Source organism: Dyadobacter frigoris, from assembly GCF_005280585.1.
Classification (GTDB): Bacteria; Bacteroidota; Bacteroidia; order Cytophagales; family Spirosomataceae; genus Dyadobacter; species Dyadobacter frigoris.
The window spans coordinates 39,195-61,428 of the sequence record NZ_SZVO01000014.1; the positions used below are offsets into that span (position 1 = coordinate 39,195).

Consider the following 22,234-nt stretch of genomic DNA (forward strand, 5'->3'; position numbering starts at 1 on the left):
TTATGATTGGTAAATCTTTTCTGTATTGGCTGGTTGTGTGGATTCGTCTACTTGGTTGACAGGAAGAATTATTATAAAAGTGGCACCTTCATTTTCATGACTTTTTGCAGAAATAAGGCCATTGTGCTTATCCATTATTTTCTTGGCTATGGCAAGTCCGATTCCGGTTCCTTCATAGCTGCTCTGGTTATTCAGGCGCTGAAAAATGACGAAAATCCGGTCCAGGAATTTTTCATCGAAACCTATCCCGTTATCACTTAACGTGATCCGACAATAATTTCCTGTATCAGAAACAGGGCTATCAAATTCTTTTGATTCTATTATTTCGGAAGTGATCGTGATAATCGGTGCAGTATCTTTCTTTGCGAATTTCAGTGCATTGCTGATCAGGTTTTGGAAAACCTGGCGGATCTGGCTTGCAATTGTTTCTATCAGGGGTAATTTATCAACCTGGATCATTGCGTTTTTCTCTTTAATCTGATCATCAAAATCACTCAGAATATCACTGATCAAAAGATTTAAATCCGTTGGCTGAAAATTGGCGGAAATGGATAAACGTGAATAATCAAGCAAATCGCTGATCAGTCGCGTCATTCTGGCCGAAGAACTGATTGATCTGTCGAGGTAGGAGGCGGCTTCCTGATTTCCGTTCAAAAATTTATCTTTAATGAGATGATTAAACGTCTGTATTTTTCTCAGCGGTTCTTTCAAATCATGGGATACAACCCAGGCAAATTGCTGGAGTTCGTGATTGGTAGTTTCAAGCTCCGAATTTTTTGCCAGCAGTTCTTTTGTTCTTTGAAGCACCTTATGTTCCAGTAATTCGTTGGCCATTTTTTGCTGATGAATATCGGTAAAAGTACCAACCCAACGAATGATATTGCCCTGCTGCAAAACCGGAATTGTTTTGAGTAGAAAATAGCGGTAATCGTCGGTAGATAAATTTTTTAAACGCACATCGGAAGAAAATTCAACACCCTGTGATACAGAATTTTGCCAGATTTCCCATGACATATCATCCGGATGTATTTCAGGCAATGTGTCCGGATCCTTGGAATATTGAAACCAGTGTTGGTTTACATATTCAATTTTACCATTTGTAGACATGGTAAATGCGATCTGAGGCAATGATTCAAGCACAAACTGTAATTCCTGCATATTGGAAGCAAGATTTTCCTGCGCCTGTTTCCTGACCTCAATTTCGTTTTGAAGTGAAATCTGAATTGCTTTAAGTTCCTGTTGTTGTTCGTAGAGCTTATTGAATGTTTTGACTTTCAACAATAAAATATCAGGATCAACCGGTTTTGTCAAATAATCAATACCGCCTGAGGTATAACCTTTGGTAATAAATTTTTTCTCTTTATTCACTGCGGACAAAAAAAGGATAGGAGTGTCCTTTGCTTTGTTAAAACCAGATATCGCCTCGGCAACCTCAAAGCCATCCATACCGGGCATTTGCACATCCATTATGATGAGCGAGTAGCTGTTATTCAGGATTTTTTTTAAAGCCTCTTCCCCGGATTCGGCACTGTCGGTTTTGAAATTATTCAGTTCAAGAATTTTTTTCAAAGGAAGGATATTTTCGGATCTATCGTCAACTATAAGAATCATAATTCAGAAATAGAATTTATTAATAGACCAGCCTTTAATTTATTCTTATGTTTTTTTAACAGGTTTACAGAATATAATTTCATCATGAGACGGTTTTGGAATACCCGAGAACCGCTATTTAAATATCATACCAGCCAAACCGGGCCATTTTTACATAATGGCTCGAAAAATTATCAATGAATGATATATTAAGGCTTTTAAACAATAAGAAACTATTTCAACAAACCATCATTTTTAGGATACCGAATAAATTGCCCGACATCATAACCCTTCATTTCCACGATTTTCTTTTCAAACAGAGAATGGTGTTCGAGATGGTTTAAATCGTTTATTGCTTCATTTGCAATAAGTTTAAGTTCTTCCATCCACTTTTGAATCGTAATCAGGTGATGGATATACGCCGTTTCAAATTCGTCAAGGACATCTTGTCTGCCTTTGATTTTGACCAGTTAAATAATTAATTCCACAATATACTTCTGATCAGTGGAATATTGAGAACTTTCGTTCGTCTCGCCGATTTTATTTAAAAAGACTTTGATTTACTCAAGTCTGGACTTATTTAAATTTGATAGTTGCGGCATAATATAAGCATTAATAATTGTGGTGGGGAATTATTCCCACACGTTGTAAAATCAATCGCTTTTTAGGGCAGTTGCTGTAAATTTTTTTTTCTACAAGGGCCATCTAAAAATCGTGCCTTGAAGATTTGTTATTGGAACGATGTTTTTAGAAATTACAACAGTTTTTAATTATGGTACAATTGATATAATTTTTTAAATATTTATAATATGGCCAAAGAATTAGAAATTCAAGGCCTTGGTAATAAAACAAGGCGGAGGGTAGCCAACCGGCCTTTTGAAGATGTTCAGGGGATAAAAAATGGAATTCCAGTACATCGTCATACAGAAGCGCAGGAAAAATTGGCTGAGAAAAGTGTAGCAGTAAAAACTGAAAGGACTCTAAGAGAAGAGCCTCCGACTAAAGCCAGGCTCACGATTAGAGAGAAAAAGAGAAAGCTTATCAGGTCAAGTATAAGTTTGGCAGATGAATAGCCATATGCTCAATAACAAAGCCAGCAGAAATTTACTTTTTGCTGGCTTTGTTGTAAAAATAAATACTATTCTATATTCCGGATTTTAATTTTAATATCATGCGGTGCTACTTCATCTCCACCGAAGTACGGTAACAACTTGTACGATATTCCAAGGCCGCCTGAGCAATGGCGCGGCATAATGGTTTGTTCGCCGTTGAAGGTAAAAATATAAGTATTGTTTAAAGTAGACAAACTGAAACTTCCCATTTTACCCAGTGCCAGAGTTCCCAATTGTTTTTCCTGCCTTTGCCCGGCAACATAAATATAAGCGAAGATATTTAATGCATTGTCCCGCCAATTCCATCCAAACCTCGCGCTGTTTTCATGATGCTGCGAATTACAATCAGAAAATCCAAGCAATTTGTTAATGTCATATTGATTACCGGCGTCCGTCGTTTGATATATACATGTACTATCAAAAATAGCCTGAAATTTTAATTGTCCCGCCGTAAAAAGAGGGGTTGAATTATCATCAATTTCATGGTTGCCTTTACTGATCTTATAGGTAATATAATCATCTCCAAAGCTGGGCTGATTCCCCAGCCATTGGCAGGAGGAACAGCAAAGGATCAAAATTGCAAGTGAAAAACTGATTTTCATCGGTTTGAATAATTCTGTTATATAAAAGGAAACGTTACTATCGGACGTGTGTTAAACGACTTAGTAACGTTTTTATTAATCATGAATTACAAATTGGCCTTCAGTTTTCCTGAGGGGCGGTAATTTTAACATCTCTTGTACCAGCGTATAGTTCGTATTCAAGTAAGCGACAGTCGATTGTACTGGTATAAAATTCAATTCTTCGCTTTGCTTTCAACCCGATTTTTTTGGCAAGATCCAGATTTCCCGTAAACACGTAGCCAAAATATCCCTTACATTTCTGTTTCATAAAATCACCGATACGACCGTACGTTTCTTCCAGTTCGTCTATTTCTCCTAAACGATCTCCATATTCCGGATTGACAAAAAATACACCATTTACACCTTCCGGAACTTCTGTATCTGCAAAATCACAAACGCTGAATTCGATCATATCTCCTACACCGGCAGCTATTGCGTTTTTACGCGCATTGTTTACCGCCATTTCACTGATATCCGTAGCAAGAATTCTCAGGCCCGGAACTTCAATGATCTGGTCTTCCAAAACGTACATTTCATTATAATAAACTTCTTTGTCATATCCCTGCAAGTGCATAAAAGCAAAATTATCGCGGAACAAACCCGGACGCGTTTTACTTGCGATCAAAGCAGCCTCAATGGCCAGCGTTCCTGAACCGCACATGGGATTGATAAATGGCGAGGTTTTATCCCACTTGCTTGCAAGAATGGTAGCGGAGGCAAGTGCTTCGAGCATAGGTGCACGGCCTGGAATTTTTCTGTAACCGTGACGCGCCAGTGAATCTCCGGAAGTATCCACGAAAATTTCTGCATAATCATGTTTCCAAAAAAGGTGAATCACAGCTCCGACAAGTTCAGAACCAGTGGAAGGACGATTTCCTCTTTTATCTCTCAATCGGTCAACAATCGCATCTTTAACGCGAAGGTTGGCAAACATCCCGTTGTTGATCGTTGGATGCTGTACGTTGCTGGTAACCGAAAAATAACCCGGATCCGGAAGAATATCTTCCCAGGCCATTTTCACCAGATGATTATAAACGTGATCAGGACTTTGTGCTTCAAATTGTTCAAGACTGTACAAAACCTGGCTTGCGCAATACAGATTCAGGTTAAGTTTGATACAATCGTTTATGGTGCCCTTGATGCGGACGCCTGTAACAAAAGCTTCTTCAATTTTATAGCCAAGATCTTTTACTTCCTGTTCAAGGTAAGGCGCCAGGCGCTTGTTGCAGGTAATAATGATCGGAGCTTCGGTTGTATATAATGACATGACTATGATTTGCAATTCAAACGGAAAAGTGGCAAAGGTAACGGTTCGTGATCGAGTTTTGATATGTTGGGAGAAATGTTTGATCGTTTTCATTTGATATTCGTACTAAATTTCACTGTTTAGGGTAATATAATACAGATCTGAATTTTCAATTCAATGAATATACTTTTTGTTTGCAGCAAAAATCAATGGCGCAGCCCGACAGCAGAAGAAATTTACAAGAATCACGAAAGCATTCATGTAAGGTCTGCCGGAACGGAGCCGGGAGCGAGAATAAAAATTACGGCGAGACTCATTAGCTGGGCTGATATCATTTTTGTCATGGAAAAGAAACATAAACAGCGCCTGATACAAAGATGTCCGGATGAAATGAGCCAGTCAAAAGTGGTAATTCTTGATATTGAAGATCATTATAAATTCATGGATCCGGAGTTAGTTGACATGATTAGGTCATCCGTGGATCCTTATCTTGGAGGGGGTTAATTTTTTCAAACCGTGACAACTTAAATTTAATTTCATTTTTCCGTAAGGTGGGATATGTATTCAGTTAATTTTTGCCTATTTTTCCACCTTAACGAAACATTATTCCGATGACACAGGAAATTAACAATCCTTTACCCAGTGCTTTTGTAGCTATTGATCTGGCTACAAAAGCTTCCGGCTTTACCATGGCGTCTGATATTCAGACTTGTTCGCTCTTAAAAACGCTTGCGGCTTCAAAACCCGGTGGAAAATTTCTTGAACTCGGAACCGGTACCGGATTGTCAACTTCATGGATACTCGCAGGAATGGATAGAAATTCAACCTTGATATCCATCGATAATGATGAAAAATTTCTGGACATAGCCGAAAATCATTTGTCGCAGGATACACGCCTGGCTTTGGTTCTGGCCGATGGAGAAGACTGGGTCGAAAGTAACCTTGAAATGAAGTTTGATTATATTTTTGCCGATACCTGGCACGGAAAATATTTACTTCTGGATGAAGTTTTGGAAATGTTAAACAAAGGCGGGTTATATATTATTGACGATATGCTGCCGCAATCCAACTGGCCGGAAGGACATGACAGAAAAGCGATTAATCTGATTAAAGATCTCGAAGCAAGAAAAGACCTGGTACTGACCAAACAGGTTTGGGCGACTGGAATTGTGATTGCAGTAAAAGTTTAAGAAACTGATATAAAAAATGCCTGAGCTGAAAACCGGCTCAGGCATTTTTTATGTCAATAGGATATTTCAGGATTTACATTCCGTTCAGTTCTTCGACAGTAAATGCTTTTTGACGGGCATTTAACTTTTTCCGTGTTGTGGCTACTTCATCCGTAGTAATTTTTTCTCCGTTATTTCTCCATGATTTACGAATGAAACTCAGTAGCTGGGCCACATCTTCACTCGGCATATCTTTATCGTAACCAATACCTGGCATATCCCCGCTAACTTCCGGAGTTTTGTAAATATGCCCATTCACTTTTACAGGTCCTGTTAATCCGAAAAGCACGATGGAAATAAGTTTTGCCTTATCACCATTTACCCATTCAGACTGGTTTAAAGGAGGCCCAAGGGATTTTACACCATTACCATCCGGTCCGTGACAAGTCTGGCAAATGGAAGTAAACAAGGCAACACCTTTTGGGAATTCTTTTATAAGCATCTGAGGATCACGATTACCTTTGCTGTTGGCCGCCTGTGCAATGGCACGGTTTAATTGTTTTTGAATGATAAGTGTGGTATCCGAAAGAGAAGCAAGCAACTCATTTTTAAAGGCTTCTTCATGATCCTGCAAATTACTGATGACTGCATCGGTAACGTAACGGTTGACAGGATATTTTTTTGCTACTTTCAGCAACAGATCATTAGCCGCGCTTTTGTCAAATTCCTGAATATTATGAGCCAAAAATGCAACATAAGGCGCTGCAAGCGTATCATTCTGATCAACCAGTTTATTTAAAGCAGAAGTATAAGTTTTGTACGTTTGTCCGGAAATGACAGAAGGTAAAACACTAAGCGCTTCCATTCTAACAGGCCAGGAAGACTGGTTAAGCAAAGCCAAAACGTCATCCGTTTTTAAAGCATTCAAACCTTCCAGAGTCCAGAGTGCATGAATGGCCAGAAAGGTATTGGCAGTTTGTTTTGAAGCAGATTCCAAAGCTGGAATAGCCTGGCTCATTTTTCCGTCAACCAAAGTTTGCTGTGCATAATCCCTGATCCATCCGTTGTTATCTCCCAGTAATTTAACCAGACTTTCTGCGTCGGCAGGAAGTGCGGTAATTTTTACATTCGTATTTTTAGGAACAACCTTATAAATTCTTCCTGCCGAAAGTGGCTGAGTCAAATCTCTTTTTCCAATTTGTCCTTTAAGATAAGGCGTCAGGTACGTTTTATGCTGGATAATTCCGCGGTACATATCAACAATGTACATGGCACCATCGGGAGCATTATATAAACTTACCGGTCGGAAACGCTCATCAGTACTCGCGAGGAATTCTTTCCCTTTGTAAGCCTGTTCACCTTTTACTATATAACCTTTGTCATTAAGAATATTTCGCTTAATCAAATTCGCAGATGGCTCTGCTACAAAAACGTTTGAGTCATAAGCTTTTCCAAACAAATTTCCCCGGTAAACCATTGGAGCGCAAGCAGCTGTAAAATCAATAAGTCGCAGACTATCATCTATCACTCCTTTCATATAAGCACGGTTTACACCCGGAGTAGGGCGAATTGGGTACACGTGATTATTGGCGACAGATTTTTCGTTGAATCCGGCGACATTTCTCTGGTTTTTATTATTGGCACCAAAACCAGGAGAGAAGAAATCGCTCAGCACATTCTGGGAATTATTGTTGTAATATAACCGTCCATAATTGTCCTGGGAAATTCCCCATTGTCCGCGGAAATGCGTTTGTTCAATCAGCCATTTATTTCCTTGCCTGCGGTAACGTTTGCTGGATTTTGCATTATAAATCCAGTTATCCATTGCGCGCATCAGTCCGTTTGGTTGGTGCTCAACGTTTCCGCCTTCAGTATATAAGGGATCCACCAGGGTTTTACTGACGGGTTTGTCATTTTTTATTTCAAAAAACCACAAATTAGTCGGCTCACCAACCAAAATTCCGTTTTCGATCAGACAAATTGCGCGGGGCAAAACCAGAGAATCCAGAAAAACTTTGCGGTCGTCCATGACGCCGTCTTTGTTTTTATCTTCCAGAATCACAATTTTTCCATTGGGAATATCTTCGCCGGTTCCAACAGTGTCAGGCATGTAACCTGTCATTTCAATCACCCACATCCGTCCTTTTTGATCGAATGAAAAAGCAACAGGTGTGCTGATCAACGGTTCGGAAGCTACAAGTTTTACCTCAAATCCGTCTTCAACCTGAATCTTTTTCATGGATTCCTGTGCAGTCAAAAACGGCGATTTATTAAAATCTATTTTGGCAGGATCTTCTTTTGAGCTTTCCTGTACGTTGGTTGCAACGATTTGTGATCCAGCTTGTTTATTCGATTTACAATAGAATAAAGTGCCCGCAAGGGTTAACATCAGCAAAGGATAACGAAATTTTTTCATTGGTTACAGTTTAAAGGCACCAAAAAACTTTGAACGTAATTCCGGTGGTTTAGTAATACGTATTTTTTAATTGATTATTATAAATTCTGGTTTTTAAGCGCTTCTTCAACCGGTGTCATTTTCGCAGTCAGCAACTGAATTGCGGACCAGGCGACAAAATAGGTACAGCCACAGATGATGAATAAAATATTATACCCTGCGCCAATGTTTCCGGCTGCTTTGTAATAATCCAGTAAGGCTCCTACAAGTAGAGGAAACAAAGTTGAACCAAGCGAACCAACAAATCCACCCATACCCACTACCGAGCTCACTGCTCTTTTTGGAAATAAATCAGAAACAATTGTGAAAATATTTGAGCTCCAGGCCTGATGCGCAGCCGCAGCAACACTGATAATGCCCACCGCAACCCAGATATCCGTAGCGTATTTGGCAAAAATGATAGGCATTACTGCAAATGCGACGATAAGCAAGGTTATTTTTCTGGCTTTCAAAGGAGCCCATCCTTTTTTGATCAGATAGGAAGACAGATATCCGCCACCGATGCTTCCGAAAGTAGTTGCCGTATAAACAACAACTAAATGAATACTTGGTTTTTTCAAATCAAGTGAAAAAGTTGTTGCGAAATAGGAGGGAAGCCAGAAAAGAAAAAACCACCAGATCGGGTCCGTAAGGAATTTTCCTATGATGAAGACCCAGGTTTGTTTAAGTTTTAAAAGCGATAACCATTTGATTGGCTTATCGGTTTCGGCACTCACAACTTCATTATCACTGTGAATATATTCGAATTCCGCAGGTTGTAATTTTTTATGACGGGATGGGATTTCATATAAAATCCACCAGAAAATCAGCCAGATAAAACCAAGCGCTCCGGTAATAATAAATGCCTGCTGCCATCCGTAAGATCCTAGTAACCAGGGGACGACGATAGGTGCTGCAACAGCTCCTATACTGGTTCCTGAATTGAAAATCCCGGTAGCCAATGCTCTTTCTTTTTTTGGAAACCACTCTGCCACAGCCTTAACCGCAGCTGGAAAGTTGCCCGCTTCACCTAAACCTAAAACTGCACGAGCTGCTCCGAAACCAAAAGTACTTTTAACAAAAGCGTGTGCAATGGCGGCGATACTCCAGATAACAATCGAAATGGAATAACCCAGTTTTGACCCAACTTTATCTATTATATTTCCGAAAATAATATATCCCAAAGCATAACATCCTGCAAAAACGGTTACAATGTTTGCGTAGTCAGATTCTGTCCAGTTAAATTCTAATTCAAGTGTCGGTTTTAGATATCCAAGTATTTGTCTGTCAACATAATTAATGGTGGTTGCAAAGAAAAGTAAGGCGCAAATTACCCAGCGGTAATTACCAATTTTGGTTTTTTCCATGGTGTGAAATAATGGATTTTCAGGAATTTAAGGGTATTGGAATATTAATCTTCTTGGGAGTAAGACGGCGAAACGTCATTTCTACCCCTTATTTGGCGTTCAACTCTTTTTTGAATTCGCGAAGAAATTAAAAACCTGCGACCTCAGACACGTAATCTGAAAGCGCAGGTTTTGTCAAAACAGACAATTTATTTGGTCTTATGTTTGTTGATGAGGAGTCCTGTTTTAAGAAATGGGATATTTTAATTGCGCTTTTATTAATTCGGCTTCATTGGTAAGATCGAGGCGTAAGGGCGTAATCGAGACAAAATCATTTTCCATTGCCCAGCGGTCTGAGCCTTCTTCGGCCGGTTCCAATGGAATTACCGTAAACCAGTAACTTTTTCTGCCCATCGGATCAAGCGCTGGGACAATCTTGTTGTCGTACAACCGGACCGATTGCCGTGTCCATCTTACGCCTTTCGGATTTTTAGGAAAGTTGACGTTGATAAGATTCAGGTCAGGATTTTCGAGCAGGATTTTTAGCGCTTTTTCAACAAAAGGATCCAGAAGTTCAAAATCCGGACCATTTTCTCCGGTGGGCGTGCTCAACGCAATTCCTTTCATACCAAACAAAACTGCCTGTTTCGCAGCTGCAAGCGTGCCAGAATGCCACATCGCATTCCCCAGATTCGGTCCCATATTGATGCCGGATAGAACAACGTCGGTTTTTTCCCAAAGATGCTGGCCCAATGCCACGCAATCGGCCGGTGTACCGTTCACCCGGTAGGCATCTATACCTTCAAAAACTATCGGTGATTTTTTATATGACAGGGGTCTGGAAGCCGTAATGGCATGACCCATAGAGGATTGTTCGACATCCGGGGCTACAATTCGTACCTCTCCAAAACGAGAGGCTATCTTGGCAAGTACTGCAATTCCCGGACTGTAAATTCCGTCATCATTCGTTACAAGGATTCTCATAAGCGTATCATTTTTTTCAATTGTGTTAATAAAATTGTGCCTGGTATATTTTTATTAGTACAATTTTAACTTAAACCGATACTATGAAACGAGCTCACCTTTTACATAACCCAGGTGCAGGAGAGAAGGATTTTTCGAAAAATGAGTTGATGGAACTGATCGGGAAAGCTGGTTTTGAATGCACGTATTCCTCTGTCAAAAAAGAGAATTGGGACAAATTTGAAGACGAAACGGATTTTCTGGTTATAGCTGGCGGCGACGGAACTGTACGCCGCACTGCAAAAGCGTTACTAAAAAGAAAAGTGCTTGATAAACAATTTCCACTTGCATTGCTTCCTCATGGAACGGCAAATAATGTAGCTGGCACGCTTAATATTTCCGGGACGGTTCATGATATTATTCCTACCTGGCATAAATCCATATTGAAAAAATTCGATGTGGGAAAGATAGGAGGGTTACCTGATAATATGTTTTTTCTTGAAGCTTTCGGTTTTGGTATTTTTCCAAAACTGATGAAAGTAATGAACAAGATGCAAGATGATGTGAAGGAAAGCCGGGAAGATAAAATAAAAATGGCAAGGGCGGTTTTGTACGATGTTGTGCTCTCTTACCGATCACGTGCTTGTAAAATTGTTGCAGATGGTGTGGATCACACCGGGAAGTATGTCATGGTAGAAATCATGAATACACGGTCCATCGGCCCCAATTTGGAACTATCCCCGGCATCGGATCCGGGAGATGGAGAATTTGAAATTATTTTAATTCCGGAAAATCATCAGAAAAAGTTTGAAGAATATTTGCTGAATCTTATTAATGGGAAAGAAGATAATTATTCATTCACGACTTTGAAGGCTAAAAAAATACAGGTACTTTGGGAAGGAAAGGATCTTCATGCGGATGATGAAACGATTAAAATTGATAAGCCGGTTGAAGTGAATATTGAGGTACGGCCAGGGTTGTTGGAGTTTTTGGTGACAAATCCGGAAAGTTAGGATTTTTGGTTTTTTAAATTTGATTGATTGAGGAAGTTTTTATTACCCGTCGGACGGCGGAAAAAGCCGTCCGACGGGTGGCCCGTTCCGAAAATTTGCCACTTGAAGTTTTTTTTCGAACCAGGATCCGGTCGGACGGTTTTTACTACCGTCCGACCGGTAGTAAACCAGCCAGTATATTTATTACCACAAAATCAATTTCCTTACTTCTGATTAAAGAAATAAACGATCAGCATCAGACAACGATCAGCATGTTTATTTTTAGGTACGTGAGGTAACCTTCCGTCAAAAAAAAGCGAATCACCCGCTTCCATACTATAAACATCACCATTAATCAGGTAATCAACTTTTCCGCTTAAAATATATTTGAATTCAAAAGCTTCTGTATATACTTCTTCTCTGTGCGAATTTGGAGATAATTCGAGAAGGACAAAATCGATGGTTGTGGCCTGAAGGCTTTTTGTGAAAATCCGCTGATAACTGAATCCTTTGGTATTTTCCTTTTCAAAAGTTTCATATTGATCTTTTTTCTGGACAATAACGGTAGGTTCTACCAGATTCAGGTCCTTGAAAAAATCGCCAACTTCCATTTCCAATGACTGGATTATACTGAACATAACCGGCAAAGAGGGAATACTGCGGCCATTTTCAATTTGGGAAATCAAACCTTTGCTGACATTGGATTTATCTGCCAGCTCCTGTAAAGTAAGTTTTTTATCAATCCGCTTCTCCTTAATTCTCCGGCTTACTTCCAATAAAAATGCACCTTCCATAGTAATCTGATCGCTATAACGTTTTTTTACACCTCAAAGTTAAATGCTTCTTGCATTTACACAGGTATTTTTTTCAATACTTCACGATTTAGCAATCTTAACTTAATTTACGGCAGGGATATTTTGTTTATTTTATTGAAATACACAAAGGTTGCAAGAATGATTTTTGTTAAAACTTACAGTAAAAATTTCACTTTTGGCAGCGCTTCGTCGACCCATAACTGGTGCATTTTAGCCGAATAATGAAGATTGTCGCTGGCAACCATCGTTGGGTCATTCAGTGCTTTGCGGGAAATTGGAGTAATGTCGATAAACAATATTTTCTCTTTGGCACATTCTTCTTTAACCACAAGATTGAATTTGTCAATACTCTTCCCGATCTCTTCCCGGCTTCCTGAGCCAAGTAGCGTAGAGCCCCAGTCAGGAATTGACAAAACAAAAACACGGTTGGCACGACCACCAGCATAAGCTACGCTTTGTAAAAGCAATTCATGAAAATCGATCCGAAACTGATCAATGCTTAAACTCTGAAACTGATTATTCACGCCAATAAGCAAGGAAACCAGATCATAATTCTCGGTAGGTTTATAGCCGTAAACAGCACTTAATAGATTGGCCGTTGTCCAGCCGGTTTTTGCCAAAATATCCGTTGTAGTAACCGGAGTCCTGTTTTCTCTCAAACTTTTTGCAAAAAGTACAGGCCACCGGTCGGTTTCCGGCACACTTTGTCCAATCGTGTAAGAATCTCCAAGGGCAAGATACCGTAGTCCCGCTGTGCTTTCAGGGCTATTTCCTGAATGAACTATGGCAACTTCCGGCTCATTAATACAGGCAATACAAAAAAGAAGAGACGATAAAATTAATTTGTACATTTTTAGAATCGGTATGTTCAAAATAGTTTGAAACAGCTTTTTTGATAATTTGCTACTTCATATATACCATTTTTAAAGCCGTTTGGATCGAAATGAGCGGGATTTAGATTATTATTTAAATTCCGTCGTTTTTGATGTTTCAGGCACTGTTATTTAAGTGTATTAGAAATAAAGAAAAATTGCTTAAACTAACAGACAAATCGGCCCTGCTTAATACATTTTTATCTATGAGAATGCTAAAAACCATTCGGACTTTTACGATTGCTTTAATGATCAGCCAGTTAAACAATACTTCTTTGGTAAATGCGCAGTCTGTGGATTCCACCAAAGAAATGACTTACAGACCTGCTTTTCATTTTGCGCCACCTCAAAACTGGACAAATGATCCAAACGGGCTGGTTTTTTATAACGATCAATACCATATTTTTTACCAGTATAATCCCGAAGGAGATACCTGGGGACATATGTCGTGGGGTCATGCAACGAGCAAGGATATGATGAAATGGGAGCATCAGCCGGTTGCTTTGCAGGATTATCCAAACGGAAATGGTACCAGTACCATGTTTTTCAGCGGCACTGCAGTTGTTGATAAAAACAATACATCGGGTTTTGGGAAAAAAGATGGTGAGATTCCTTTGGTAGCCATTTACACGGCGCATATTGATAGCAGCGGTACGGGCATTTCTCAAAGCCAAAGCCTGGCGTATAGCCTTGATGGAAAACAATTTACGAGGTATGACAAAAATCCGTTGATCGATTTGCACACCAGGGATTTTCGCGATCCAAAAGTTTTCTGGCAGGAACAATCCAAACAATGGATTATGATTGTGGCCAAACCGCTGGATTTTAAGGTGCAGCTCTATGCCTCCCCGGATTTAAAATCATGGAGTTTATTAAGTGAATTTGGGGACAAATTCGGAGATAAAAGTAAAATCTGGGAATGCCCGGATATATTTGAATTGCCTGTTGAAAATGAACCCGGCACCACAAAATGGGTAATAACGGTTTCCGGTGGTCATCCTCAGCAAAACGGAAATTTGGGGATGCAGTATTTTATCGGAAACTTTGACGGAAAAACTTTCACTCCCGATATTTTACAATATCCATTATACCTGGATTACGGTAAGGATTTTTATGCCGGAATTATTTTCAACAACCTGCCCGACAACGACAAACGCAAAATCATGATCGGTTGGGAAAATAGCTGGGAATATGCTGCGACCACGCCGTCAAAAGGTTTTAGAGGCCAAATGTCTGTTCCGAGAGAACTTTCAATCTATAAAAATGAAAACAGCGAATATCGGATAAAATCATTTCCTGTCAGAGAAGTGACTTCCTATCGCGGTCAGCTTTTAGCAACACAAAATTCTGTGGCCGTGACAGGAAGCAAATTACTGAATTCTATTTCCGGCAGTATGCTTGATATTGAATTTATAATTAAAAAAAGTTCTGCGGAGCAGGCCGGGATTAAATTATTGAAACATGGAGAAAATCAGACGCTGGTTTATTACAACAAAATTGATAATACGCTGAAAATTGATCGTACTAAAAGCGGGAATGTAGGTTTTGGTCCTAAATTCCCTAGTATTGAATCTGTGCCAATGCCGGATACTAATGATGATATAGCCATCAGAATTCTGGTGGACAGGAACAATATCGAAGTTTTTGCGAATGGCGGAAAGCAGGTGATGACGGATCTGGTTTTTCCTCTTTCCGAAAAAGTAAGTTATGAATTGTTTTCAACCGAAGTAGCCACGACTTTCAAAAATATTAACATCTGGGAGATGAAGACTTCTATGGAGTAAAATCGTTTTATACTAAAAAGTAAAGGCTCTATCGAAATTTCTTTTGATAGAGCCTTTACTTTTTTTAATCAGAAAGTGATCGGCGTTTCTACCACTGTATTTTCCCAGCCAAATTTCATTACCGCGCCATTATCGACTTTGGCAAACTGAATAGTGAAATTTTCGATATTTTCGGCTGTTTTTTTCGCAGGTACTTTTACTCTTAGGACATCATCAGCTTCTTTGTAGCTGTAAGCACCCCAATAATCCAAATCTTTATTCAGGATAATTGTCCATTCCGTTTCTCCCGGAATGGCGAATAAAGCGTAGGTGCCAGCCTTTACTTTTTGTCCCTGAATCGTTGCATCCTGGTAAAATTTGATTTCGGTAGACTCATCCGCTCCAACTCTCCATACTTTTCCAAATGGAACCAGTTTTCCAATGACTTCACGGTTCTTTTTGGCCGGGCGGCTGTACGTTACGCGAACAAGCGCTTTGTCGTCGCCTTTGCGATCGTGAGAGAAATTGTCTGGATAAAAAGCTTTATCCATCGGACTTGCATCAAGGCCTCTGAATGTCTGGGCATTGGCAGAAATTGCACCTATGAAAAGCATAGATGATAGTAAAATTGCTTTTTTCATTTTTTTGAAAGTAATTATTGGGAATAGTAATTGGGATGATATTAGCTGCTAATTTATTTCTTTTTCATAAAGTTATCCAGATTTTCTCTGGCCGCAGTCTGAACTTTATTTCTGAAATAGGGTGTCCAGCCAAGTAATAATCCGGTTGTGCCGAATGCTTGTTTGGCCCAGGTATAAAAGTCAAAGGTGTCTGTGTGTTTTACAATTTTATTATTTTGGATGACAAATTTTGCATATACATTGTTGACTACCCGTTTTCCGGTTCTTGAAAAAAGGTAGGAAGCTGTCCATTCCGCAGTTCCGCCCGTTTCATTTTCGGTAACATTTCCAAAAGTAAGGCTTAGTTCTTTTCCTGATTTGCAAAGCATTTCCCACATCGCTTTCACTTCTTCACTGTTGAGATTTTTAAAGGCCTCGTCATTGAAGACAGCATTTTCGGCGTAACAATCTTGCATAGCTTTGTAATCTTTATTCCGGAAACTTGTATAAAATGCGGTGATCAATTGTCCGTTAGACGCCATAAAGGTTGATTTGTAAGAAGAAAGTTGAAGCTGGAAACCCGGTTTTCAAAGCCCGGGGCTATAAATGTACAAAAGGCTGACAGAAACAAGAGGTGGGAGGTTATATTAATTATTAGATAAAGCTTAAAGTAACCTTTTGGATTTGGTATTTTTGTGGAGAATTGATTTAATTGCACGATAGGAAGGGTTTATTTCACACGGAAATCTTTCCATTATTTAAAGTAAAGACGGAATTATGACTTATTGCTTAGGAATTAAAGTGAAAGAAGGATTGGTGGCGATTGCGGATACGCGCATCACAGCTGGTACCAATACAACTACAAAAAAGAAGATGTACATTGCTCAAAAAGATAATTATTCTCTTTTTATCATGACCAGCGGCCTGCGTTCTGTGAGGGATAAGGCGGTACATTATTTTGAAGAACTGATTGAGGAAGGAGTAGTTTATAACAAATTGTATAAGGCGGTTAATGCGTTTGGAGAACAAGTGAAAAGGGTTGCTGTTGAAGACAAAGAGGCACTTGAACGTGCTGGTTTGAAGTTTAATCTGAATACGATTGTTGGCGGACAGCTGAAAGATGATGCAGAGCACAAGCTTTTTTTGCTATATTCCGAAGGAAACTGGGTGGAACTTGATGAAGGGTCTCCTTATGTAATTATCGGGAATTCAGGTCAGGGAAAAGCGATTTTGAATAGAGTACTTGACGATGAATCTACGATGAAACAAGCCTTGAAAGCAGGCTTTCTTTCTTTTGATTCAACGCGTGTTAGTAACAATGATGTCGAATTTCCCATTGATGTTGTGCTTTACAAAAAAGATAGTTTCGCGATTGTTGAGCATCGCTATGAAAAGAAAGATATGGAAAAAGTATCTGAACTTTGGGCAGCAAAACTGAAAGAAGATCTGGACGAAATTCCGGAAGACTGGATGGATGTTTCCTTTGATAAAATTAAAGAAAAACAGGATTAAATATACCCAGAACAAAAAAGATCGGGCCTGAATAAATATTTTATTCAGGCCCGATCTTTTTTGTTCTGGTTGAAGTGAATTATTCCACTCCGTATTTATCAATCAGGTATAACATGGCTGCCATGGAAGCCCCGCCAAGTTCAAGCTCGCGCTTGCTGACTTTGTCAAAAGTGTCATTGGCAGCATGGTGATAATCGAAATATCTCTGAGAGTCAGGAATTAATTCCATCAAAACGGTTCCTTGCGGACCCAATGGCCCAATATCCGCGCCGCCGCCGCCTGGTCCTAATTCATACAAGCCGTAAGGTGTAAATAATTTTGTCCAGGAAACAATTTTCGCTTTTTGAGCTGGTGTTCCAACTACACCAAAACCCAATGGAATAAACCCACCACGATCGGATTCGATAGCAGCAATGTGTTTCTCATTTTTATTTTTTGCTGAATCGGCATAAGCAATCCCACCCTTCAGTCCGTTTTCCTCATTCATAAACATCACAGCTCTCAAAGTGTTTTTTGGCTTGTATCCCAAAACTTTAAGCAAACGAACCGCTTCGATGGATTGAACACAGCCAGAGCCATCGTCATGTGCGCCTTGTGCAAAATCCCAGGAATCAAGATGTCCGCCAACAACGATGTATTTTGCAGGATTTTCAGATCCTTTTAATTCGCCGATCACATTATGCGAAGCAACATCAGGAAGCGTCTCGCTGTATTGTTCAAAATAAATTTCCGTATCCGGATTTTCTTTTATCAGCTTGCTTAACAGTTCAGCACCGTTTGTAGAAATGGCTGCGGCCGGAATCATACCTGCTCCGCTGGCATAACGCAAGCTGCCTGTGTGAGGGAAATCATCCAGTCTTGTCGTCATCGAACGAACGATAGCGCCGACAGCACCAAGTTTTGCGGCTTCACTCGGGCCGTAACCACGTTGTTCTACAGCACCGCCGTATGCTTCAAAAGTATTTAATTTGGTAGGATCCATCGGACGGTTGAAGAAAATGATTTTTCCTTTCACTTTATCCGTTCCAAGAGCTCTTAATTCCTGAAAATTTTGAACTTCAATAACCTTTGCTTTTGTCCCGCCCTTGGGTGTTGCAACTGAACCGCCCAAAGCAGCGATTGGGACTACGATTTTTTGTTTTCCTGAAAGAATATACGCTTTCTCTTTTGCTCCACGTACCCAATGCGGAACCATCACGTTTTGCAAAAGGACATTGTCAAAGTTTTCCTTAACCATGATATCCCGGGTGTACTCAACAGCCTTCGCAGCTCCGGCCGAGCCGCTTAATCTCGCGCCAACCTTCTGGGTAAGATCTCTTAAATATTCATAAGAGTGTCCTTCGGATAAAGCCGTGTTGAAAATTTTACGGATAAAAATCGAGTCAGCCTGGTAGTCGGACTGGGCAAAAGTGGCTGTTGTTGAGCATAAGGCTAACATCGCCACAGAAAGCATTGTTCTTTTCATTTCTTGTTTTTTATAGGAGTGTTTACTAATCAATATTAATTACTATCAGGACGGTTTTTCGCCTTTTCCCTGCCATTTGGAAATGGAAAGGAGCAACGCAGGCAGTAAAATCAAATTGGTACACATAGCAACCAGCAAAGTTATTGAAACCATGACACCCATCGCAGCCGTTCCGCCAAAGCTCGAAGCAGAGAAAATTGAGAAACCACAAAAAAGAATTACTGCTGTGTAAATCATGCTTAGTCCGGTTCCAAATATAGAATTGGTAACGGCCTGTGACGCATTGAGTCCTTTGTCATAAATTTCCTGACGGTACCTTGTAAGGAAATAAACGGTTCCATCCGATGCGATACCAAAAGTAATACTGAAAATGAGAATGGTTGTCGGTTTGAAATAAATCCCGAAATATCCCATGATGCCGGCAGTCAGAGCCAAAGGAATAAGACACGGTAATTTTGACAAAAGTATGATCGGAATCGATCGGAAAAGTACCATTCCAACGACGGCGATCAGAAGAATTGCGATCAGTAAACTTTCATACAAGTTTCCAAGCAAATAGTCATTGCTTTTCAAAAATACCAAACTATGTCCCGTCAGACTAACTTTGTATTTGGCCGGACTGAAAATAGAATCCACTTTCGGGCGGATTTCTTTCATCAAAACCTTGATACGTTCCGAACCCACATCAGCCATTTGAAAACTTACACGTGTTACGCTTTTATCTTCGTTCAAAAACGAATTAATTTGTTTGGAAGCTCCCTGTTTTCCCTGAACATAATTAGTCAGTTTCGACAATTCCAGTGCACCCGGCAAGGCATAATATTTGGCATCGCCACCTCTGTAAGCCTGATAAAGGAAACGTGAAGCCTCTACAACCGAAACTGGTTTTGAAAATTCCTTATACTTTCCAAGTTCATTTTGCAGCGATTTTATTTTGTAGAGTACCGCAGCCTGATCACCAAAAACACCATTTTTTTCCTTGGTGTTGATCATAACTTCAAAAGGTAAAACGCCATTGAAGTTTTTTTCAAGGAAACGAAGGTCGGTGTATACCGGATCGTTTTTTGGAAGATCATCCACCACATAACCTATTGCCTTGATTTTGGTCATACCATAACCTGAAACGACGATGATAATGACCATGGCGATATAAATTTCCTTGCGACGGTTATGTACCAGATAATTTACTTTTGTAAGAAAACCATGTGCCCATTTCCCATCCAGATGTTTCAAATGGCGTGCTTTTGGCACATCCATATAATGAAGCGTGATCGGAAGAAGCAACAGGCAAAGTACATAAGTGACCATCACACTGATCGCAGCAACAATACCAAATTCAACTAGTAATGTGCTATTGGTAAAGTAGAAAACGCCAAATCCGATTGCCGTGGTTATGTTAGCCAAGAAAGTCGACAGACCGATCTGGCGAACCATTTCCAGTAATGCATCATCTTTTGCTCGACCGGCTTTAAGTTCTGTCTGGTATTTATTAATAAAAAATACGCAGTTAGGAACGCCGATTACAATGAGCAGGGGAGGAATTAGCCCTGTAAGTGCCGTTATTTTATACCCAAATAATTGTAGAAAACCAACCGAAAATATTACGCCAATCAATACAACAATAATTGAAAGCAGTGTAAGGCGGAAGGATCGAAAAAAAGCCCAAAGGATAAAAAGCGTAACCAAAACGGCCAGTCCCATGAACAATTCCATTTCACCAGAAATTTTCTTCATGTTGACTGTCCGGATATAAGGCATACCTGAATAATGCAGATCCGTTTTATATTTGACAGCAAATTCCTCGGCCATTGCTTCAATATCACTTACTATACTAAGACGGCGAGCTGAATTAAGTGCTTTATCGTTAAAGGTTATGACAATAAGTGTGGCATTTGTTTTGGAATTAAGCACCAAACCTTCGTAAAACGGAAGATTAAGAATTTCCTTTTTCAGGCTGTCAACTTCTGTTTGGGTTGTTGGAATTGTTCTGATAACAGGAGCGAAATCAAACTGACTCAGACTGTCGTTTCTTACAACTTTTTGCAGATTGGCCAGGGATAAAACATTTTTTATGCCGGTAGTTTCCTTGATGCGCTGTGCTAGTTTGCACCAGTCCTGAAATTTATTGACCTGAAACAGTTCCGGATCCTGCCAGCCGATCACCATTACACTGCCGTCTTCGCCAAATAATTTACGGAAATCCTGATATTCTTTTTCAACCGGGTCGTTTGCGGGGAGGATTCTTGCAAACTGATAAGAAAGTTCGATTTTTTTTGCCTCATAAGCCATGAAAACTGTTGAGACCAACACCAATGCAACCCACCAAAGCCGGTAGCGGATTATGTAAGTTGCTAATTTATTCCACATATATTGTAATTAGGTTTTTTGCAAAAAGCTGCAAATATACACAGCATGTTTAGGAAACGGTCTTTTTTGACCTTTTTTGTCACTTCAAAAAAATAATTATATAAATTCTCATGCCATGCATCAAATTCCCAACATTCTTTCCAAATGATGGTACTCAATGCCGAAATAAGATTTAGCATCTTTTATTTTTTTCAGCAGCTGCGTTTTGTCCGGATTTGACTTATGATTTTTAATACCGACAATCATAACGTTTTTTGGCGTATGAGCGTCTGAAATGAATTCAAAAACTTTTGTTTTGTAGCCACAATATTCCAAAATCATTGCCCGGATTCCGTCGGTAACCATTTCGGCCTGGCGTTCAAGAAAAATTCCGTATTTCGTTAAAAAGTCGACGTCGTTGGTTGCTTTGTGTTTTTCAATCTCCCTGCGGATTTGTTTGTGACAGCAAGGCGCTACTACAATTAATTCTGCCTCTGCTTTTATCCCTTTGAAAATGGCATCATCCGTTGCCGTGTCACAGGCATGAAGTGCAATAAGAATATCAATTTCCTTGTTTTCATAATTTTCTATCGTTCCTTCTACAAAATTCAGACTTTTGAAAGCGGCATTTTCGGCTATGTTATTACAAAGCGCAACCATATCTGCCCGGAATTCAACGCCGGTAATTTCGGGTTGAAGATTTAGTACATTTTGAAGATAATCGTACAAGGCAAAAGTAAGATATCCCTTTCCAGAGCCCATATCAACCACTTTTATAGTTCCCTCAGTAGGGATTTCCTTTATAAGCGAACTTAGTATTTCGACGTAGTGATTGATCTGTTTGTATTTATCCTGTGCATTTTTAAAGACATTCCCCTCCTGGTCAGTGATCTTTAAATCAGTTAGATAAGATTTATTTTGTGCCGGGATTAACCGTTTTTTATTTTTATCATGATCTAGTGAAGCAGTACTTTTGGATGAAGGCTTTTTCTTTAAAGTAACTTTACCGGTATTGAGAATTTCAAATTGCAGATCCGATTCCGTTGAAAAAAGTGTAGATACCTTGAACCCTTCGAGGAGAAATTTTTCTATCATGTTGACCGCTTCTGCTATGGAAAAGTTTTTAACAATGTCCCTGGTTTTATAGCGATAAGTAAAGCTTAGTTTCTCCTCTTTTTTGATCAGAATTCTTTTGACATAAAGATTTTTCAGGTTTTCTTCGCTGCCTTTATAATTGCCCAGAGAAAGGCTGATGAAAGTTTGATTGGTAATGGTTTGCGAGATTGCAGTGGTGAACTCCTTAATTTTTTCGGAAATAATCATTAGACGTGTTTTGTTTTTCTCAAACTACACTAACACCACGAAC

Annotated in this window: 20 protein-coding genes; 6 read left to right on the forward strand and 14 right to left on the reverse strand. The window is 39.6% G+C overall.

Translation table 11 applies throughout. The features are described 5' to 3' along the window. Together FDK13_RS25545 and FDK13_RS35570 are read right to left on the reverse strand one after the other, a co-directional pair. Positions 1 to 1,611: a hybrid sensor histidine kinase/response regulator gene (locus FDK13_RS25545; RefSeq protein ID WP_137342855.1), complete on the reverse strand. Its 1,611-nt coding sequence runs from the start codon at positions 1,609 to 1,611 to the stop codon at positions 1 to 3. Positions 1,612 to 1,823: 212 nt separating this feature from the next. After that, positions 1,824 to 1,976 carry a hypothetical protein gene (locus tag FDK13_RS35570; protein ID WP_170982917.1) on the reverse strand — a complete coding sequence of 51 codons (153 nt, stop codon included), beginning with the start codon at positions 1,974 to 1,976 and terminating at the stop codon, positions 1,824 to 1,826. Between the two features lie 423 nt (positions 1,977 to 2,399). Between FDK13_RS35570 and FDK13_RS25550 the strand changes: the two genes are divergently transcribed. Then, complete coding sequence (locus FDK13_RS25550; protein WP_137342856.1) at positions 2,400 to 2,663, forward strand: hypothetical protein; 264 nt, start codon at positions 2,400 to 2,402, stop codon at positions 2,661 to 2,663. A 65-nt stretch (positions 2,664 to 2,728) separates the two neighbouring features. Here the strand turns inward: FDK13_RS25550 and FDK13_RS25555 are convergent, their stop codons facing one another. Both FDK13_RS25555 and FDK13_RS25560 read right to left on the reverse strand, forming a co-directional pair. Further along, positions 2,729 to 3,304, reverse strand: a complete 576-nt coding sequence (locus FDK13_RS25555) for a hypothetical protein (RefSeq protein WP_137342857.1) — start codon at positions 3,302 to 3,304, stop codon at positions 2,729 to 2,731. A gap of 100 nt (positions 3,305 to 3,404) precedes the next feature. Next, on the reverse strand, positions 3,405 to 4,592 hold the full coding sequence (locus tag FDK13_RS25560) for a THUMP domain-containing class I SAM-dependent RNA methyltransferase (protein ID WP_137342858.1): 1,188 nt from the start codon (positions 4,590 to 4,592) through the stop codon (positions 3,405 to 3,407). A gap of 156 nt (positions 4,593 to 4,748) precedes the next feature. Here FDK13_RS25560 and FDK13_RS25565 point away from each other — a divergent pair, with 156 nt between their 5' ends. Both FDK13_RS25565 and FDK13_RS25570 read left to right on the forward strand, forming a co-directional pair. Beyond that, on the forward strand, positions 4,749 to 5,075 hold the full coding sequence (locus FDK13_RS25565; protein ID WP_137342859.1) for a low molecular weight protein tyrosine phosphatase family protein: 327 nt from the start codon (positions 4,749 to 4,751) through the stop codon (positions 5,073 to 5,075). 107 nt (positions 5,076 to 5,182) lie between these two features. Next, positions 5,183 to 5,761 (forward strand): O-methyltransferase, encoded by a 579-nt coding sequence (locus FDK13_RS25570; RefSeq protein ID WP_137342860.1) that lies wholly within the window; start codon positions 5,183 to 5,185, stop codon positions 5,759 to 5,761. A gap of 73 nt (positions 5,762 to 5,834) precedes the next feature. Here the strand turns inward: FDK13_RS25570 and FDK13_RS25575 are convergent, their stop codons facing one another. The 3 genes from FDK13_RS25575 to surE form a co-directional block, all read right to left on the reverse strand. After that, positions 5,835 to 8,156 carry a DUF7133 domain-containing protein gene (locus tag FDK13_RS25575; RefSeq protein ID WP_137342861.1) on the reverse strand — a complete coding sequence of 774 codons (2,322 nt, stop codon included), beginning with the start codon at positions 8,154 to 8,156 and terminating at the stop codon, positions 5,835 to 5,837. Positions 8,157 to 8,233: 77 nt separating this feature from the next. Then, positions 8,234 to 9,541, reverse strand: coding sequence for an MFS transporter (locus FDK13_RS25580; RefSeq protein ID WP_137342862.1), 1,308 nt, complete (start codon positions 9,539 to 9,541; stop codon positions 8,234 to 8,236). A gap of 225 nt (positions 9,542 to 9,766) precedes the next feature. Continuing rightward, a complete protein-coding gene (gene surE / locus FDK13_RS25585) occupies positions 9,767 to 10,504 on the reverse strand; it encodes a 5'/3'-nucleotidase SurE (protein ID WP_137342863.1) in 738 nt (245 codons plus the stop codon). An 83-nt stretch (positions 10,505 to 10,587) separates the two neighbouring features. Between surE and FDK13_RS25590 the strand changes: the two genes are divergently transcribed. Beyond that, on the forward strand, positions 10,588 to 11,496 hold the full coding sequence (locus tag FDK13_RS25590; RefSeq protein WP_137342864.1) for a diacylglycerol/lipid kinase family protein: 909 nt from the start codon (positions 10,588 to 10,590) through the stop codon (positions 11,494 to 11,496). 203 nt (positions 11,497 to 11,699) lie between these two features. Here the strand turns inward: FDK13_RS25590 and FDK13_RS25595 are convergent, their stop codons facing one another. Then, positions 11,700 to 12,269, reverse strand: a complete 570-nt coding sequence (locus FDK13_RS25595) for a helix-turn-helix domain-containing protein (RefSeq protein WP_137342865.1) — start codon at positions 12,267 to 12,269, stop codon at positions 11,700 to 11,702. 176 nt (positions 12,270 to 12,445) lie between these two features. Further along, a complete protein-coding gene (locus FDK13_RS25600) occupies positions 12,446 to 13,141 on the reverse strand; it encodes an SGNH/GDSL hydrolase family protein (RefSeq protein WP_137342866.1) in 696 nt (231 codons plus the stop codon). A 227-nt stretch (positions 13,142 to 13,368) separates the two neighbouring features. On the opposite strand from FDK13_RS25600, the gene FDK13_RS25605 reads away from it, so the two are divergent. Further along, positions 13,369 to 14,946, forward strand: coding sequence for a glycoside hydrolase family 32 protein (locus tag FDK13_RS25605; protein WP_170982918.1), 1,578 nt, complete (start codon positions 13,369 to 13,371; stop codon positions 14,944 to 14,946). A 68-nt stretch (positions 14,947 to 15,014) separates the two neighbouring features. Here FDK13_RS25605 and FDK13_RS25610 read toward each other — a convergent pair whose 3' ends face one another. Then, entirely contained in the window at positions 15,015 to 15,566 is a 552-nt protein-coding gene (locus FDK13_RS25610; protein WP_137342868.1) for a DUF2911 domain-containing protein, read from the reverse strand. 53 nt (positions 15,567 to 15,619) lie between these two features. After that, positions 15,620 to 16,087: a nuclear transport factor 2 family protein gene (locus FDK13_RS25615; RefSeq protein ID WP_137342869.1), complete on the reverse strand. Its 468-nt coding sequence runs from the start codon at positions 16,085 to 16,087 to the stop codon at positions 15,620 to 15,622. Positions 16,088 to 16,322: 235 nt separating this feature from the next. Here FDK13_RS25615 and FDK13_RS25620 point away from each other — a divergent pair, with 235 nt between their 5' ends. After that, positions 16,323 to 17,057 carry a proteasome-type protease gene (locus FDK13_RS25620; RefSeq protein WP_137342870.1) on the forward strand — a complete coding sequence of 245 codons (735 nt, stop codon included), beginning with the start codon at positions 16,323 to 16,325 and terminating at the stop codon, positions 17,055 to 17,057. A gap of 79 nt (positions 17,058 to 17,136) precedes the next feature. Here FDK13_RS25620 and FDK13_RS25625 read toward each other — a convergent pair whose 3' ends face one another. The 3 genes from FDK13_RS25625 to FDK13_RS25635 all read right to left on the reverse strand — a co-directional run bounded on the left by FDK13_RS25625 (position 17,137) and on the right by FDK13_RS25635 (position 22,191). Further along, positions 17,137 to 18,522, reverse strand: a complete 1,386-nt coding sequence (locus FDK13_RS25625; protein ID WP_137342871.1) for a M28 family peptidase — start codon at positions 18,520 to 18,522, stop codon at positions 17,137 to 17,139. Between the two features lie 45 nt (positions 18,523 to 18,567). Further along, complete coding sequence (locus FDK13_RS25630; protein WP_137342872.1) at positions 18,568 to 20,889, reverse strand: efflux RND transporter permease subunit; 2,322 nt, start codon at positions 20,887 to 20,889, stop codon at positions 18,568 to 18,570. 120 nt (positions 20,890 to 21,009) lie between these two features. Then, on the reverse strand, positions 21,010 to 22,191 hold the full coding sequence (locus FDK13_RS25635) for a class I SAM-dependent methyltransferase (protein WP_137342873.1): 1,182 nt from the start codon (positions 22,189 to 22,191) through the stop codon (positions 21,010 to 21,012). Positions 22,192 to 22,234: the final 43 nt, after the last annotated feature.